The following is a 17,507-nucleotide window of genomic DNA, read 5'->3' as shown; positions in this document are numbered from 1 at the left end:
TCATCCTCCCATTTCTCCGGTTTCATAAAACAGACAGGTAAGACCCACCATCGCGGCCGTCTCTGTCCGTAAGATGCGATTCCCCAGCGAAACCGAGCGAAAGCCAGCTTCTTCAGCTTGCTTAATTTCTTGCTCTGTGAATCCACCTTCGGGGCCAACCGCAATCAACACCTGCTTGCCTGGTCCTATTTGGCCTGCTGCTAGAGCTGCCTGAATGGCAGGCTTTAACTGCTGACCGTCTTCCTTCTCATAACAAATCCAAGCAACATCCGCTTCCTTCGCTCGCTGCAGCAATTGCTTCCACGAGTAGACAGATTCAATCTGCGGCACACAGTTGCGATGGGCTTGTTCTGCTGCTTCCTTGGCGATTTTCTGCCAGCGCTCCGTGCGCTTAGCTTCTTTCTTCGCATCATATTGCACAATCGTTCGTTCCGATAAAAAAGGAAGAAACCGGGCTGCCCCGATCTCAGTCCCCTTTTGAATAATAAGCTCCATCTTATCGCCTTTGGGCAAGCTCTGCGCAATCCACACGTCAACAGCCGCTTCCGCATCCATCGCAAGCTCTTCCACGATTTCCGCGGTCACAGCTCCCTTATCCAAGTGAGTGATACGGACGAGCACCTCACGATCCACGCCATTGCTGCAGATCACTTTGTCTCCAACTTCTGCTCGCATGACGCGACCAAGATGATGAGCGTCATCACCCTCGATGGTTACTGTTTGTGTAGAAGCATGGAACTGCTGGGGCGGGAGAAAATAACGCTGCATAGTCAAAGCCTCTCTATCTTCGTTCATTTGAACTACATTCGAACATCTAGGTCCCCGTGAAACTTCCACACACCATCATACCTCGTTTGAGCCCGAAAATCCATATGGAACTCTCTGGTTTGAGGTTACATGCCCAATATGCTTGTAATCACAATGGCAAATTGATTAATAATATCATCGCCTAAACGTAGATATGGATCTAATGTTACCTGACGTAAAGGTCTGATAAAGACGACTAATAAGAAAATCACAGAAGCCCATTGCTCAAACTTTTGCAATCTTTCCGTATATCTCAAATCAACCAAATCTTGAATAATGCGATATCCATCTAGTGGTGGAATTGGAATCAGATTAAACAGAAATAACGTGATATTAATGTTCAACATCAGCTTCAAGAACAGGACAATCGCATCTGCACTGCCCTTTGACATGCCATCCAGCCAACCATATTTCTGAAATAACGCGAAAATAAATAACGTAATAAAGGCCAAAATTAAGTTACTTATCGGTCCAGCCGCGGTCACAATAATCCCAAACAAACGTGGACGTTTGAAATTACCACGGTTTACTGGCACTGGCTTCGCCCAACCAAAGCCGGCAATCAGCAACATAATCGTCCCGAAAAGGTCCAAATGGACCATCGGGTTCAAGGAAACGCGACCAAACTGATATGCCGTAGAATCTCCTAATTTATAGGCGCTATACGCATGCGCCCATTCATGAATCGTAAACGAGAGCACGAGTACCAAAATCACAAACGGCAGCGTGTTCCAATCGTAAAATAATAAGCCTCCCATGAATCAACACCTACAGCTTTCTAGCTACGATTACAACCCAATTCGAATCATAGTTTTTCTCTACGATCGTGAATTTAGCTGCAATCAGTGCTTTTTCTACATCCGCTTCTTTGTTCGTAATGATCCCTGAAGTTATGTAATACCCACCTTGTTGCAGCACCTCGTACACATCATCAACGAACATCACGATGACCTCAGCCAAAATATTCGCAACGACGAGTTGAACAGGAATCGACACACCTAGCCCTGCATCCCCTTCGGACTCGCTTTCTTTTAGTACGCCAAGTAGATCACTAAGTTTCACAGTAATTTGATCTTCGAGTTGGTTTTGCTTCGTATTATCCAATGCACTCGTAACAGCTACCGGATCAAGATCAACAGCGAGTACATGTTTTGCGCCAAGTTTTGCGGCAGCTATGGAAAGAATGCCTGAGCCTGTTCCCACATCAATCACATCGTCACCTGGCTGAAGAACCTTCTCCAACGTTTTCAAACAAAGTGAAGTTGTGGCATGAGTACCTGTACCGAACGCCATACCTGGATCAAGCTCTAAGATCAATTCCCCTGGAGAAGCCGTATATTCTTCCCAAGTTGGTTTAATCGTCAAGCGATCGGATACACGGATCGGTTTGAAATATGTTTTCCACGCATGTGCCCAGTCTTCATCATCAACTTCGACTACTTCAAACGTCGGGTTCCCAGTATCAATATCGAATTCTGTCAATTGTTCAACAGATGCCTTCAAATTCGCCAGTACAGGCTCCATGTCTGTACCATGGTAGAAGTAACCTTTGATCACGGCTCTTCCTTCCGGGATATCGTTAAATGGCGTTTCGTATAATTGACCAAATGAAGTATCTCGCTCTTTATTTAAAGTTCCGGATTCTTCGATGGAAACACCTCCGGCACCCAATTCATGAACAAAGTTGGTTATCATTTCAATCGCTTCTTCTGTCGTATGTACAGTTAATTCTTGCCAAAGCATCGGTATTGCTCCTCCTGTCGGTTACTCCTATATGAAAACATCACCCTTTTGGGCTATTTTCACAAAGAACATTGTACTACACTTCGCTTCTGGGGTAAAATGGAGTCATCAATGTAAGCGCTTTTTTTATTTTTCTTAACACTGTTCTAACACTCTGGTGCTACATTGAATAAGTCATCATTATTATGTATCGTAAGAACGGAGACAGCTTATGCGCAAAACACTCATGATTCTTCCTGTTTTCCTTGCAATGGCGCTTATCGCCCCCCTGACAACCAAAACCATGATGGCTGATAATTACAGTCAAGTTACAGCTCATCGAGGAAGCTCAGGGCATGCGCCAGAGAATACGCTAGCAGCGTTTCAACAAGCCATTGCCGATCACGCTGGATATGCAGAGTTAGATGTTCAAGAAACAGCTGATGGCGTCGTCATGCTTATGCATGATAATAGTGCGTATAGGACGACTGGTATCAACAAAAATATGTGGGAAGTCACCTCCACTGAGCTCAAACAAGCAAGTGCAGGAAGTTGGTATCATAAGGATTATAAAAATGAGCATGTCCCTACTCTAGATGAAGTAATTTCACTCGCCAAAGGTCATCTGAAGCTGAATATCGAGTTGAAAAATAATGATCATGCGGTGGAGCTTGCACAAAAAACAGTGGATATCATCCAATCCCATGATTTTGTAAAAGAATGTACCGTGACCTCTTTCGATGCGGAGCTTTTGCGTAAAGTAAAATCTCTGAACTCTTCCATTAAGACTGGTCTCATCATTGGTCAAAACACGGAAGATATCTATGAGCTAATGAAAAGCTCTGATTATGAAGTTATTTCTGCGGCATATCCCCTAGTGAATGAATCTTTCATGAGGCTGGCCGAGAATCACCATAAAGAAATATATGTTTGGACAGTGAATGACACTAGGATGATGAGACGTATGCTCGCTCTTGGTGTGTCCAGCATTATTACGAATTATCCAGATAAGCTTGTCAAACTGATGAGCGTTGAATAAATGTTGTACATGTAAAAAAGCACCTGTTCCTACGGCCTCGATACTTGAGGTCCATTGGAACAGGTGCTTCTTGTTTAAACCGATCCACCCGCTGTTTCAATCACACGGATGGCCTGCTCATAACACTTTTCATCAATCACTGCAGCTAAAACAATGTCAAGTCTGGCGGCATCAACCTCGTAATCACTACTAATCATACTATCCGCCATTGACGTTTCAAACCCGCTGCCAATATCATTTGTAAAACGGTCAACCTGCACATCAACAGCTCGCAAGGCCTTCAATTTAGAAGCGACACCTTCAGCCTGTTCTGGTGAATAAAAATAGGCAAGAATCCCTCGCTCGGCCATTATTGATCTTCCTGACGGTCATCCGCTGCTTGCGCTCGCGCCGCAGCCTCGAAATCATCCTTATCCGCTACTTCTGCTGAAAATTCAACATCCTCTTGCTTAGCAACTGGTAGATCATTTTGTGCTTGGTTATTTTGTTTCTGATTCATATACCTTTACCTCCTATATCCCTGAATCCTTAATTGAAAGCCCCATATATCGTTTGCGAACCGGCATCATTTTATGCAAGAAGTTACATCAAGTTTAGTCCTTTATTTTCTCAAAAGATGCATCATACAACCGAAACATCGTTTTGTAGCCCGATTCATCAAGCTTAATTCCTACATCGAGCTTCCCAGTGATCAAGAGAGGACCTGAAGTATATCTTAGTTTCGTTGAATCTGGCACATAAACAATCATAATCTGATTCCAGTAAGTCTCATCGCCATTATCGAATGGACACTCTGCACCCGGCTGCGGAATCAGAAGAAACCAATGCTTTTCAAAGGACAGAACTTCCCCCATAAAACCTTTGATTTGGACGGTCTTCCCGTTCATATCCCAAAACTTGTTAGAAGGTGTATCTTGCTTGACCGTATCGAAGAACTCCGTCCATTTGATCTCGTTAGTCAGTTGGTGTTGGGGCGATTTCGGTGTCATGACTGGCTCTGTCGGTTTGGTATCCGACTTCGTCTCCGATTTTGTTTCCGTCTTTGTCGCCGTACTTTGCCCAGTCTCTGAAGGCTTTGGCACTGCCATTGTGGAAAGTGATTCACTACTTTTCACCTGTACCTGTGGGGAGGACGCTGGTGTTAGTGTAGGCACCGAAGTTTGCTCTGCTATTTTGTCTTGAGCGATAGCTGTAGGGCTTGCATTCTCCACAACAGACGCAGGTGTCTCCTTGGAGGACACAGGGGTGCTTGGGGTCGCGGAAACGTCAACTGTCGAAACGATACTTCCGAAGGACTGTCCTGACATCTCCGCCTTCTTTTGACCGCAACCCGAAATAATAACCAATATGACCAACAAGCTCATTCCTGCAATGCTAAGTCTATTTTTCATCCTATCGTCACCTCAAGACCGGAATAATTGCAAAGGATCAACCCGATAAGCTTGAATCGCGGGCCCAATTGAAGCTGCAATAGCGATCAGCAATGTAACTACGACCAGCAAAGACTCCCCTGGCAAGAAGGAAATCGCTTGTATTTGCAGACCTGTATGTGCGAAAACAACATCTCGGCTCAGATAACCCCCAACATGTCCGAGAACAAGTCCCAGAACTAACCCAATTAAAGTTAATATTGCGCCTTCACCGATAAGTGAAAACCAGATGAACTGCTTCGATTTCCCAATTAGTCGAAGTAGCGCAACATCTCTTTTGCGTTCATGAACGGCTGCAATCAACGATAATAGAATGGATCCCGCTGCCAGCAAAATACATATCAAGGTAACAAATTTCACCGCCTGTGTCCCTTGATCAACAATGTTTACAACATCAGCAACAGCTTTGCTCGTAAATACAGACTGCACATTATTGTATTGTGCGAACTCCGTTTTGATGGACTGAGCGCCCAGAAGTGATTTCGGTTTAACAAGGATCGCTGTGATATCTTGCGTGCCACTGTGCTGATTCTCGTGAACAGCCCACGCATAATCCAGAGTCGTAAATACAGCTCGATCATCCGATGTGTGTAAGGGCGGCAATATACCCACTACTATATAGGTAAAGGAATGGTGCTCCTCATCTTCGTCCTCTTCGTCTGAATGCGAGCCCTGAATTAGCCCGTGCGCACCCACAAAGGTGTCTCCCACTTGAAGGCCAAGTGAGCTTGCCACATAGGAGCCAACAATGGTCTCCCCCAACTTTCCGTAAAGATTGCCCTGAGCCATTTGTTTACCTGCGCCGTAACGTGTCAAAAAATAACCAGGTTCCATGCCGACAATTGGAAACCCTTGATAATTATCACCAGTCGTCATAGCATAAGCCGACTCCACGTAGTCATTTTTGCGCACATCGGCTAAAATCGTGATAGGAATATTGCCCGTAGGCGCACCAATGTGATAATAAGTATTAATAGCAAGCTGAGAGCCGCTGCCTTTTGCTCCAATCGTCACATCGAAGGGACCATAGCCTTTCTCAGCGCCTTGTTCCACGCCTTGACTGCAGAGGAGTAGGAAAACAACTAATGCTGCAGTAATCGCTACTGAACAGATAGTCAATAGTGACAAGATTTTACGATACCATATTTGACTCCAAAGCAAAGAAATTACTTTCATACCGATACACTCCCAAGTAGATCGTTCAGTTCTTGCATGTATACTCTTTTTGGAAACATCTCTGCGATATGCCGATCATGCGTAACCGTCAATAAGGTCAATTGCTCATCTTTACAAATCTCAAGCAGCAATGCCATCATCTCGCTCGCAGTCTCCCAATCCAAGCTGCCAGTCGGCTCATCCGCTAAGAGGAGTGGTGGTTTTGTTATTAATGCCCGAACAATAGCAGCTCTTTGTTGTTGACCACGAGATAGTTGAGAAGGTAGATGGTCCCTACGATCTTTCAAGCCTACACGTTCAAACCACTCGTCAAGCTTCTCCGTTCTTTCCCGCTTCGTCCAAGTACGCGGCAGGATTAATTCGACGTTTTTCCTTACGGTTAGTGAAGATATGAGATGAAAATCCTGAAAAATATACCCGATATTCGCCGCTCGAAAGCGATCTCTTTTACTTTCGTTGAGAAGATGAACAGGTTGACCAGCCACCCATATCTCACCTTGATCTGGTGTTATGACACCGCTAAGCAGATGTAACAGCGTGCTTTTCCCACAGCCACTCGGTCCCATTAGTGCGATTCTTTCTCCTTTTTGTATCTGCCACTCCGATACTCGCAAAATTGGCAAGCTTTGACCATGGAGTCGGAAAGATTTCGATATACCCTGCATGCTGATCATGCGAATCCTCCTTGCTTCTATTCGTATACAAAAGAAAAGAGGACATAGGGAAGGAGCCCCCCATGTCCGTCTGCTCCTATGATTAATTTTTTACAATACGCTCATTAAAGGAATCCCATGTAAAGGTTTTTCCAGTCAGTTGGTTGAAAACTTCAAGAGGCAAGTACAGCTTACCGTTATCTACATTGCCAACCCATGCGCTTGGAGTACCATTCACAGTAATCGCTCCAGTAGAAACAAGTACGGAAACTTTTTGACTATCCTTTGTAAAAGTAACAGTACGAGCTGCTTCATCCCAAGCTACTTGAATGCCTAATGACTCCGCTAAAGATCTAGCTGTGAATAATGTTTTGTTATCTCGTGTTACCTTAAAGAGCGGATAACTATATTTGTCTTGAAGTTCTTTCGTGGCAGCAGCCAAATCAGCACCAATTACTTGCGCACCACTTTTTGCTATATCCGTATTATCCACATCGCCTTTTACAAGATCAGCAATTGGACCGTATGCCCACACACCGACGTCAACACCGGTATGGCCATGCCCCGTCCAACCCACTGCAAGACGCTTTGATACAACCGCGTTATAACCGCCGCCACGACCGTAGGAGGAGCCATCACCATTCAAAATCAATTGGACTTCCTCATCCGACAGATCCGTGAAGCCAATGTTGTCTGCTACGATTTTGCGGATATCATCTGCTGTTTGAGCTTTTTTCAAGATGCCATCAATATACTCATAGGAATGCTTTTGTTTATTAAACAAATCAACATTCAATTCATAGACATTGTCTCTTGCAAGTGACAAACCGCCTGTCTCATGATCTGCGGTAACGACAACGGAGGTATTTCCATCTTTTTTAGCAAAATCAACTAACGTCTTGAACGTAGCATCTAGCTCCAGCATTTCTTGAATGTTGGCAGGAAGATCGTTGGCGTGGCCAGCGTGGTCAATACGACCTTGCTCTACCAATAAGACGAAGCCATTTTGGTTTTGGGATAAGATATCCAATGCCTTTTGCGATATTTGCGGTAAGCTTGGCACTGAATCCGTACGGTCAAGTACGTAAGGAATTTCAGCATCAGCGAAAAGGCCTAGCGCCTTGCCTGCTGTTACTGGGATTGCATCTAAGCCTTTTTTATCAAAAGCCGTTTGATATCCTTTGGCTTGAAAATCAGGAATGATATTTTTGTCAGTACGCTTCCCTTTGTCTTCTTTCGTCGTGAAGTTGACCTTTCCACCTCCGAAGATGACATCGACACCGCTGTTCAAATATTGCGAAGCAATCGCGTTTTGGTTGCTGCGTTGACGAACATGGGATGCCCATACGGCAGGAGTAGCCCCTGTAATGTTGTCTGTTGATACTAGACCCGTTGCTTTGCCTTGCTTCATTGCCGCTTCAATTATTGAAGCGAAAGGCGTAGCTACATCACCGTTTGATACACTGATCGCATTGTTATATGTCTTATTTCCTGTTGAAAAAGCAGTCGCTGCTGCTGCTGAATCCGTGATAGCACCTGACTCCGTTGTATAAGGACTTGCTTGCGAGTATGTAGTCGCTTTCCCAACATAATAGCCGCCATCCAATTCCAAGCGATCTTTACCCAGGAATTTCTTCGCGTAATAACGTGCAGCTGTCACTTCAGCCGGGCCCATCCCATCGCCAATCAGAACGATTAAATTTTTCGAAGGTGGAACTGATGACGGAACTGATGGTGTTGCTGAATCTGCAGCGGAAACTGTACCTGCTAGGCTTAGAGTTAATAAGGAAACTGCCATTCCTGAACCCACGATTTGTTTTAACCCTTTTTTCAAATGTTTTCCCTCCAAAAATAGTATTTCACCTTACTAGCATAAGGCTCATAGATTTGGAGAACGTCAATTTCATATGTAGTTTATGTAAATTTGGTAGGTATTGTTAAGTAGGTATAAAGGGTAAGGGGATCTCGGCGCTCGGACGTGGTTGGTGGTGTTTGTTGGTTTTGAAGGACTCGTGCTCTATGCATTTGTATTAACTGGAAAAAATACAGCTAATTATGATAAATTTCCTCGAAAACTCGATGTAACTGTATACTATGTAGTTAAAACTAACTCTTTTGTTTAAATCATGAAAATTGCACAAAATGAACTGTAGGTTTTCCATCTATTCTTCGTTTGATCGGAAAATCCAAAAATTTATCTGTAGAAAATCCATTTATTCGCACTCGCCCCATTAGAGAGGCAAGCTTCACTGCCCAAAAATCACAAACATATAAATCTGGCGTGTAAATAAAAAACCTCGCTTACATGGTATTCGGAATGTATCCGAACAACCATCTAAACGAGGTGCTATGACAAACATCTAGTCGCCTAAGAAGGCTCTTTTCATACGTTCAAAAATAGATTGGCTCTGCTCATGCGTATGCTCGCCGCTTTGCTTGCCGAACTGACGCAGCAAATCCTTCTGATCCTCGGACAGGTTGGTCGGTGTCATTACGATAACTTTCACGTGTTGATCCCCTTGACCGAAGCCGCGAAGATGCGGAACGCCTTTTCCTTTGAGACGGAAATACGTATCCGTTTGTGTACCAGCCGGAATTTTGAGCTTTACTTTCTCCGTAAGCGTTGGAATTTCAATTTCGTCACCAAGCGCTGCCTGCATGAAAGTCAATGGCACTTCACAGTACACGTCATTGCCTTCACGTTGGAAGAACTCGTGATTTTTCACACGAATAACAACATAAAGGTCGCCAGATGGGCCTCCACGAGTCCCGCCTTCACCTTCACCAGATACGCGAAGCTGAGCACCATCATCCACACCTGCTGGAATCTTAATGTGAATGGTGCGTGTCTTCTTCACTTTACCCGCGCCATGACACGTTCCGCATTTTTCTTTGATGATTTTACCGGAACCATTACATGACGTACACACGCGGCGGTTCACAATACGGCCAAATGCTGTATTCTGAACCACTTCTTGTTGTCCGCTGCCGTGACAGCCGCCACATGTTTCTGGTTTTGTTCCCGCTTTGGCGCCTGAACCATGACACGTATCGCAATTTTCGGTACGTGGAATGTTGATATCCATTTCTTTACCGAAAATGGCTTCTTTGAATTCCACTGTCATCGTATATTGCAAATCGTTACCACGTTGCGGTGCATTCGGATTACGACGATTACCACCGCCGCCGCCGCCAAAGAACATATCAAAGATATCCCCGAAGCCGCCGCTGAAGTCCTGGCCGCCCATACCTTGATTTGGATCGACGTGGCCAAATTGATCATATTGACTACGCTTCTGATCATCGCTCAGAACATCATACGCATCCTTGGCTTCTTTGAACTTATCTTCTGCGTCTGCCGCTTTATTCACGTCAGGGTGATATTGACGTGCCATTTTACGGTAAGCCTTCTTGATCTCTTCCTGTGAAGCATTCTTCCCGAGACCTAACACCTCGTAATAATCACGTTTACTCACTTGTTCCACTCCCATGTTCAAGACTACAAACGGAAAGTCAAAGCCACGGAGAACCTCCCCTTGGCTTTGACTCTTACGTTAATTAATAACAAATAGTGTCTAAAAACTTCTTTAAACTTCTATTTAGTTAGAATATGTTTATTTTTTAGGTTCGTCAACCACTTCGTAGTCAGCGTCAACAACATTTTCTCTGCCTTTAGGAGCTTCGCCCGCGCCAGCACTAGCATCAGGACCTTGAGCTTGTGAAGCTTGCTCATATAATTTAACAGAAAGCTGTTGAATCACTTCTGTTAATTCTTCGGTTGCTTTTTTAATCGTTTCAAGATCGTTGCCAGCAAGAGCAGCAGTTACTTTCTCTTTCGCTGCATTCGCTTTGTCGATCTCGCCTTGGTCTACTTTGTCGCCAAGATCTTTGATCGTTTTGTCAACGGAGTATACCAATTGATCAGCTTCGTTACGAGCTTCTACAAGCTCTTTACGTGCGCGATCTTCTTCAGCATGTGCTTCCGCATCCTTCACCATTTGTTCAACTTCTGCATCGCTCAAGCCGCTGGAAGAAGTGATGGTGATTTTTTGGCTTTTGCCTGTTCCTTTATCCAAAGCAGACACGTTAACGATACCGTTCGCATCGATATCGAAGCTAACTTCGATTTGCGGTACGCCGCGTGGAGCTGGAGGAATGTCACCTAGCATGAAACGGCCAAGTGTTTTGTTGCCGCTAGCCATGGAGCGCTCACCTTGAAGCACGTGAATCTCAACGCTAGTTTGGTTATCTGCATAAGTGGAGTACACTTGTGATTTCGTAGTAGGAATTGTTGTGTTGCGGTCGATCATTTTCGTGAATACGCCGCCTGCTGTTTCGATACCTAGGGAAAGTGGTGTTACGTCAAGAAGGACAACGTCTTTCACTTCACCAGTCAAAACACCAGCTTGAACAGCTGCGCCAAGTGCAACAACTTCATCCGGGTTAACACCTTTGTGAGGCTCTTTACCGATCAATTTTTTGATCGCTTCTACAACTGCTGGAATACGTGTGGATCCACCAACAAGAACAACTTTGTCGATTTGGCTTGTGGACAAACCGGAATCTTGAAGCGCTTGACGCGTTGGTCCAAGTGTTCTTTCAACAAGTCCAGAAGTAAGCTCATCGAACTTCGCACGAGTCATGTTCAACTCCAAATGCTGAGGCACGCCGTCTGCTACCGTGATGAACGGAAGGGAAACTGTCGTTGTCAAAACACCGGAAAGTTCTTTTTTCGCTTTTTCAGCTGCATCTTTCAAACGTTGAACAGCTGCTTTATCTTTGGAAAGGTCAATGCCTTGCTCTTTTTTGAATTCAGCAACGAGGTAATCCATCACAACTTGGTCAAAGTCATCTCCACCCAATTTGTTGTCGCCGCTTGTTGCTTTAACTTCGAAGAAACCATCGCCTAGTTCAAGAATGGAAACGTCAAATGTACCGCCGCCAAGGTCATAAACAAGAATCGTTTGATCTTCTGTTTTTTCCAAACCGTAAGCAAGTGCTGCTGCTGTTGGCTCATTGACGATACGAAGAACTTCAAGACCAGCAATTTTACCAGCATCCTTCGTTGCTTGACGTTGGCTGTCGTTAAAATAAGCAGGAACCGTGATTACCGCTTGTGTAACCGTTTGGCCAAGGTATGCTTCTGCATCCGCTTTTAGCTTTTGCAGGATGATTGCAGAGATCTCTTGTGGCGTGTAGTCTTTGCCATCAATGTGCTCTTTGTGGTTCGTACCAATATGACGCTTGATGGAGCTGATTGTTTTATCAGGGTTTGTGATCGCTTGACGCTTTGCTGTTTCACCAACAACACGCTCGCCATCTTTTTTGAAACCTACAACAGAAGGTGTTGTACGGTTACCTTCTGGATTTGGAATTACGACGGCTTCTCCGCCTTCCATAACGGCAACGCAAGAATTTGTAGTACCTAAGTCAATACCAATTACTTTACTCATTGTAAAGATGCCTCCTTATGTCCCATTGGAACGTCATTAGTTTATTTTGGAAAAGATAAGATCCTTATACGCTAACTTTCACCATTGCAGGTCGGATGACCTTGTCTTTTAGGATATAGCCTTTTTGTAATTCTTCAACGACGATACCTTCTTCGTGCTCCTCTGATTCCACTTGCATAACAGCTTGATGGAATTCTGGATTGAAAGGTTGGCCAACTGCCTCGATAGGCTTAAGCCCTTCGGCAGTTAATAGTTGATCGATGCCGCGGTACGTCATATCCAAGCCCTTCACCAATGCGTCGAAATCCTTCGTCTCTTTGCTTGAAGACAGCGCGCGATCAAAGTTATCCACAACCGGTAATAGCTGTTCAATCAATTTTAGCGAAGCGTATTTCGCGAAATCTTCCTTCTCCGCTCTTGCACGGCGACGGAAGTTGTCGAAGTCCGCTTGAACGCGTAATAAACGCTGATAGTTTTCTTCGGCTTGCACACGCGCCTGTTCCAATTCGCTCGATACAGTAGCTTCCTCGGAAACTTCTACGTTGTCAACAACCTCAGCTTCTCCAGTCGTTGCTTCGTTGTCGGCTGCGTATGTAGTGTTAATGTCTTGTTCGACTGTTTTGTTATCTCCAGTACTCAATTGTCCTTCACCTCCTAAACATAATACACGACTTATTTGGGGTTAGTTTGCCCATCTTTAGTTCTCTTCAAAAGGCTGCTTCATCTTAATCACTGTATGGATACGCAGTACCGCGGCAGCTACTTCACCAGCCGCTTGCAGCGCGTGAATTTTCACATCTGTCGGATCCATGATCCCTGCCTCCACGAAATCCGTGATCAGCCCTGTATCACAATCGATCCCTAGGCTGTCCGTATCCTGTGCAAGCTGGGCCGCTTTCAACTCTTCAACCTTCTCGAGCGGATTGTAGCCTGCATTCACTACGATTTGTGACAATGGCTTGCGCAGTGCGCCCGCGACAGCAGCCACACCAAAGCCCTCCATGCCCTTCATCGTCTCGCGCACACGCTCAAGATCATACGCGACGGCCATCTCCGCTGCGCCACCGCCGGGCAAGTACCCGCCGCGCACGGCGGCTTGGACGGCTGACGCAGCGTCCTTCGCGATGCGCGAGCGCTCATGCGCTGCTTCGCGCGTCGCGGCGCCTACGATCACGGTCACGTGCTGCTCACCGTGACCCTGCGCAACACGCACGCGCTCTAGCCGCTCGTCATACGCGGCATAGCCCGCGTGACCGAGCGCAGCGCTCAGCTCCGGCGCGCTCTTGCGCAGCGCCGTGCGCCGCACCGGCCTAGCGCCGGTGTGCTCGCTCAGCAGCTGCAGATCCCGGCGGGACAGCCGCTGCAGCACGAGTATGCCATGGTCGGAGCAGAACTGCTCCGCCTCAGGGTCTACCCCGCGGTCTGATGCAATCAGACCGACGCCAAGCTCCAGCAGCGAGCCAAGGCTGCTGCGGAAGTGCTCGCGGAGCTGCATGTAGCGCTGGAAGCCTGCCTCGGTGACCAGCGATTCCTCGCTGACCGCCTCAGGCTCCAGGGCATCATGCAACACGAGGATGCGAGCATCTCGACGCTCATGCTCGAGATGCAAATTCATCGGCTTCTGGTTCAGCAGAATGCCGGTCCAGACCTCACTGCTCGCTACTTCATGAGCGAGCACGCTGTCCGCGAAGCGATAGCCCTCTTCGCGCAGCTTCGCCTCACCGACCGCTTCGGCCGCTTGAATAACAAGCTTCGCAATATCGGTCTGCTCACGGCCTGCTGTATAAGCGATACGCTGCAGCGCACGATCAGAGAGTCCCTCTATTTTACGACTACGGTTTTGTAAGCTGGCAACAGCTAATTCTATGCCTTGAAGCATGCCAGTAACAACCTTTGCGACAGGAACACCTCGTGTGACCTGCGCAACACCTTCTTGCACCATGGCGCCAGCAAGAACTGTTGCTGTTGTCGTTCCATCGCCGATTTGTCGCTGCTGACTGCGAGCGACTTGAATCATCAATCTCGCTGCAGGATGCGTAACATCCATTTTTTCCAATATGGTCACACCATCGTTGGTAATAATGACATCACCTTGACCACCGACCAGCATCGTGTCTAGCCCCTTAGGACCTAGTGTTCCTTCGACCGCCGAACAAATCGCTCTAACAGCCGCGGCATTATTAACTAACGTAGAGTACCGTTCTTCACTTTCACCGTGCATGGGTTTGACTCCTGTCATTTGCCATACCAACGTCCTAGGACCAATTCCATATGTTTCGATAGATGCTCCATTAAGCCAATAACTCTACCGTATTCCATGCGAGTGGGTCCCAAAATACCAATCGTTCCAAGCGGCGTACCGCCAATGGAATAGGAAGCTGTAATTAAACTGCAATTCGATATGGCTTCAATACTATTCTCAGCACCAATTTTAATCTCGATGCCTTCATTTGACGGAGTGAATAACTTGATAAGGGTTGGTGCTTCTTCCAGCAGATCAAAAATGCTCTTCACTTTCTCCACATCCTTGAATTCAGGCTGTGTGAGCATATTCGTCATTCCGCTAAGGAAAACGCGGTCCTTCTCATCACTTTGAAGCACACTTTCAACCATACCAAGAAGCTCTTGATATCCAGTTACATATTTACTTAACTCATTAGATATTTCATTGTAGAGCTTCGATTTAAACTGAACTAATGGCACATTCTTAAGCCTAGTGTTCAGAATATTAACGACCTTCTCGATTTCCGACATCGGAATTCCTTCCGGTATCGTTACTGTCTTATTTTCAACATGACCCGTATTCATCACGAGGATCGCAACAGCCGTTGAATCCGAAATCGGGATGATCTGGATATGCTTCAATGTCGTGCTAAATACCTCAGGACCGAGCACAATAGACGTGTAATTCGTAAGGCTGGAGAGCATGCCAGCAACGTGCTGAATAACACCTTCCATCTCTTGAATACGTTCTGCGAAAGCACCCTTCATAGAGTCCAAATCATGACTATGCAAGGAGCCGTGCTTCAACAAATGATCGACATAATAGCGATAACCTTTGTGTGAAGGAATACGACCTGCGGACGTATGAGGCTGCTCAAGATAGCCCATTTCTTCGAGATCAGACATTTCGTTACGTATGGTTGCTGGACTAAACCCAACATTCCCACGCTTCGAAATACTTCGCGAACCAATCGGCTCCGCTGAACGAACGTAATCATCAATGATTGCACTTAAAATCATGCGTTGGCGCTCTGTCAACATGAGTACCCCTCCTCCTCACTTCTCACTATTTGCCACATTCGTTAGCACTCGTATTTAGTGAGTGCTAAATCCTAATACAAAAATAACAGACCCTAAGGTCTGTTGTCAAGTCAATCCAAACGTTTAAGTACGGCGATTTCGTCGCAACAATACTGTTTTTTGCAATGCATGCAGTCTCTCCAAACCTTCTCCGGAAAAATCTCCTTAGGAACGAGTGTAAAGCCGTTTTTTTGAAAAAAAGCCACTTCATAAGTAAGTGCCATAACTTTGATAATTCCTTGGCTTCTTGCCTCTTCAACTAAGAAGTCAACAAGCTTACCGCCGATTCCTTGCCCCTTGTAGCCAGGCGTCATCCCCAGTGAGCGAATCTCAACAAGATCTGGCCCCAACCTCGTCAACGAACCGCAGCCTATTAATAAGCCATCAAATTCAGCAACAACAAAGGTATCAATTTGATCTTGGAGCATTTCCCTGCTCCGCGGCAGCATGATGCCTTGCCCCGCATACCCCTGTATAATTTCAAAAAGCTTATCGATATCATCCACCGAAGCTTTTCTTACGGACACCGTAGTTGATGTATTCACGCTTCCCCACCCACCATTCGCACAAAAATGCATAAAAGCCACGCTAGCGCCCTGCGGCTTTCCGCTGTTTCGCTTGTGGATTCATGTATAAATATACAACAATACGTATAAATGCACAAGCGTTTTTTGTTCAAAGGTTCCGTCTTATGTCAGGAAAGAAGCGAACACTTCATTACCAAGCAGAATGCCATGTTTAGACAATCGATACCCCTCGTTTGTTTGTTCAAGCAAACCTTTTGTCAACCACCCCTGAAGCGTAGCTCCGAACTGAGATTCGATAGTGATCCCGAATTGGTCCATGAAATCCTTATTGCGGACCCCCTCAAGCAAGCGCAAGCCAACCATCATAAAGTCTTCCATAGCTTCTTGCGGCGTAACTTCGAATTGCTCCATTATCGGTAAGCCAATCTTCGTAGCGTCAATGTAAGGTTGAATACCCTTCACATTCACATGGCGCTGACCATTCATATACCCATGTGCCCCAGCACCTAATCCATAGTAGGAGCGATTGCGCCAATACATCGTATTATGTCTGCTTTCGCGGCCAGGCTTGGCAAAGTTACTGATTTCATATTGCTTGTAACCCGCTCCCTCCAGCCTTTTCATAATCAACTCATACATATCGACTTCCTCGTCTTCACTCGGGAGCGGCAGCTGATTTTTATTGAATAAGGTATGGAATAACGTGTTTTCTTCTACTTTCAAGCTGTATATCGAATAATGCTGCAAATCGAGTGACAGCGCCTCATCTAATGTTGCCTGCATGATCTCTACCGTTTGCTTGGGAAGCCCGAACATCAAGTCGATGGATAAATTATCGAAGCCCAGCTTCTTCGCATTGGCAATGCTTCTGTGCACATCATCTGTATTATGAATACGGCCGATTGCCGCAAGAATGTCATTGTTAAAAGATTGCACACCGAAGCTAATGCGATTCACACCACCGGCTTTCATCACAGCCAATTTATCTTCGTCCGTTGTTCCCGGGTTGGCTTCCATCGAAAACTCGACCTCTGCACTATCTGCAGGGAAATAGGTTCGCACAATACTTAGGAAACGTTCCATTTGATCAGGAAGCAGCACAGTTGGCGTACCGCCGCCCACAAATATCGTCTCCACCTTCTGAGGTGGATGGTTGCGTACCGTGAGCTCCATTTCGCGTTCAAGCGCATCTAGATATTCCATCACGGGCTGACCTTTGAGCACGTACGAATTGAAATCGCAGTAATGGCATTTATTCGTACAAAAGGGGATATGAATGTACACCGCTGTAGGCGTTGTATGGGTAACTAACATAAGGGTAATTCCTTTCTAGCTTGCTTATTGAGAAAAAGCCAAGGGACAGCGTACGCTGCCACCCCAGCTTTTCGTTTTAACAT

The 17,507-nt window shown here is 45.8% G+C and carries 17 protein-coding genes; 1 reads left to right on the top strand and 16 read right to left on the bottom strand.

Annotated features, from left to right (window positions below):
- The 3 genes from AC58QG_RS23750 to prmA all read right to left on the bottom strand — a co-directional run bounded on the left by AC58QG_RS23750 (position 1) and on the right by prmA (position 2,550).
- On the bottom strand, positions 1-768 hold the full coding sequence (locus AC58QG_RS23750) for a 16S rRNA (uracil(1498)-N(3))-methyltransferase (protein WP_497364682.1): 768 nt from the start codon (positions 766-768) through the stop codon (positions 1-3).
- A 125-nt stretch (positions 769-893) separates the two neighbouring features.
- Positions 894-1,565: a site-2 protease family protein gene (locus tag AC58QG_RS23745; RefSeq protein WP_497364589.1), complete on the bottom strand. Its 672-nt coding sequence runs from the start codon at positions 1,563-1,565 to the stop codon at positions 894-896.
- A 10-nt stretch (positions 1,566-1,575) separates the two neighbouring features.
- The gene (gene prmA, locus AC58QG_RS23740; RefSeq protein ID WP_497364588.1) at positions 1,576-2,550 is read right to left on the bottom strand and encodes a 50S ribosomal protein L11 methyltransferase; all 975 of its coding nucleotides are present in this window, start codon (positions 2,548-2,550) and stop codon (positions 1,576-1,578) included.
- Between the two features lie 211 nt (positions 2,551-2,761).
- On the opposite strand from prmA, the gene AC58QG_RS23735 reads away from it, so the two are divergent.
- A complete protein-coding gene (locus AC58QG_RS23735) occupies positions 2,762-3,568 on the top strand; it encodes a glycerophosphodiester phosphodiesterase (RefSeq protein WP_497364587.1) in 807 nt (268 codons plus the stop codon).
- Positions 3,569-3,642: 74 nt separating this feature from the next.
- Here the strand turns inward: AC58QG_RS23735 and AC58QG_RS23730 are convergent, their stop codons facing one another.
- From AC58QG_RS23730 to hemW, 13 genes are all read right to left on the bottom strand, one after another.
- A complete protein-coding gene (locus tag AC58QG_RS23730; RefSeq protein WP_497364586.1) occupies positions 3,643-3,918 on the bottom strand; it encodes a hypothetical protein in 276 nt (91 codons plus the stop codon).
- The gene (locus AC58QG_RS23725) at positions 3,918-4,067 is read right to left on the bottom strand and encodes a YfhD family protein (RefSeq protein ID WP_497364585.1); all 150 of its coding nucleotides are present in this window, start codon (positions 4,065-4,067) and stop codon (positions 3,918-3,920) included. The genes AC58QG_RS23730 and AC58QG_RS23725 overlap by 1 nt, the downstream gene beginning before the upstream one ends.
- A gap of 94 nt (positions 4,068-4,161) precedes the next feature.
- Complete coding sequence (locus AC58QG_RS23720; protein WP_497364584.1) at positions 4,162-4,959, bottom strand: hypothetical protein; 798 nt, start codon at positions 4,957-4,959, stop codon at positions 4,162-4,164.
- 12 nt (positions 4,960-4,971) lie between these two features.
- Positions 4,972-6,174 (bottom strand): ABC transporter permease, encoded by a 1,203-nt coding sequence (locus tag AC58QG_RS23715; RefSeq protein WP_497364583.1) that lies wholly within the window; start codon positions 6,172-6,174, stop codon positions 4,972-4,974.
- Entirely contained in the window at positions 6,171-6,848 is a 678-nt protein-coding gene (locus AC58QG_RS23710) for an ABC transporter ATP-binding protein (protein WP_497364582.1), read from the bottom strand. Before AC58QG_RS23710 ends, AC58QG_RS23715 begins: the two co-directional genes overlap by 4 nt.
- 82 nt (positions 6,849-6,930) lie before the next feature.
- On the bottom strand, positions 6,931-8,661 hold the full coding sequence (locus AC58QG_RS23705) for an alkaline phosphatase (RefSeq protein WP_497364581.1): 1,731 nt from the start codon (positions 8,659-8,661) through the stop codon (positions 6,931-6,933).
- Between the two features lie 526 nt (positions 8,662-9,187).
- On the bottom strand, positions 9,188-10,318 hold the full coding sequence (gene dnaJ / locus AC58QG_RS23700; protein ID WP_497364681.1) for a molecular chaperone DnaJ: 1,131 nt from the start codon (positions 10,316-10,318) through the stop codon (positions 9,188-9,190).
- Between the two features lie 123 nt (positions 10,319-10,441).
- Complete coding sequence (gene dnaK, locus AC58QG_RS23695) at positions 10,442-12,280, bottom strand: molecular chaperone DnaK (RefSeq protein ID WP_497364580.1); 1,839 nt, start codon at positions 12,278-12,280, stop codon at positions 10,442-10,444.
- Positions 12,281-12,344: 64 nt separating this feature from the next.
- Positions 12,345-12,920, bottom strand: coding sequence for a nucleotide exchange factor GrpE (gene grpE / locus AC58QG_RS23690; RefSeq protein ID WP_497364579.1), 576 nt, complete (start codon positions 12,918-12,920; stop codon positions 12,345-12,347).
- Positions 12,921-12,977: 57 nt separating this feature from the next.
- Positions 12,978-14,519 carry a TCP-1/cpn60 chaperonin family protein gene (locus tag AC58QG_RS23685; RefSeq protein WP_497364578.1) on the bottom strand — a complete coding sequence of 514 codons (1,542 nt, stop codon included), beginning with the start codon at positions 14,517-14,519 and terminating at the stop codon, positions 12,978-12,980.
- On the bottom strand, positions 14,516-15,544 hold the full coding sequence (hrcA, locus tag AC58QG_RS23680) for a heat-inducible transcriptional repressor HrcA (RefSeq protein WP_497364577.1): 1,029 nt from the start codon (positions 15,542-15,544) through the stop codon (positions 14,516-14,518). Before hrcA ends, AC58QG_RS23685 begins: the two co-directional genes overlap by 4 nt.
- A 110-nt stretch (positions 15,545-15,654) precedes the next feature.
- On the bottom strand, positions 15,655-16,128 hold the full coding sequence (locus tag AC58QG_RS23675) for an N-acetyltransferase (protein WP_497364576.1): 474 nt from the start codon (positions 16,126-16,128) through the stop codon (positions 15,655-15,657).
- 144 nt (positions 16,129-16,272) lie between these two features.
- A complete protein-coding gene (hemW, locus tag AC58QG_RS23670; RefSeq protein WP_497364575.1) occupies positions 16,273-17,424 on the bottom strand; it encodes a radical SAM family heme chaperone HemW in 1,152 nt (383 codons plus the stop codon).
- Between the last annotated feature and the right edge of the window lie 83 nt (positions 17,425-17,507).

It is taken from the genome of Paenibacillus sp. J22P169 (genome assembly GCF_059691995.1).
This window is presented reverse-complemented; position numbering and strand designations above follow the sequence as displayed.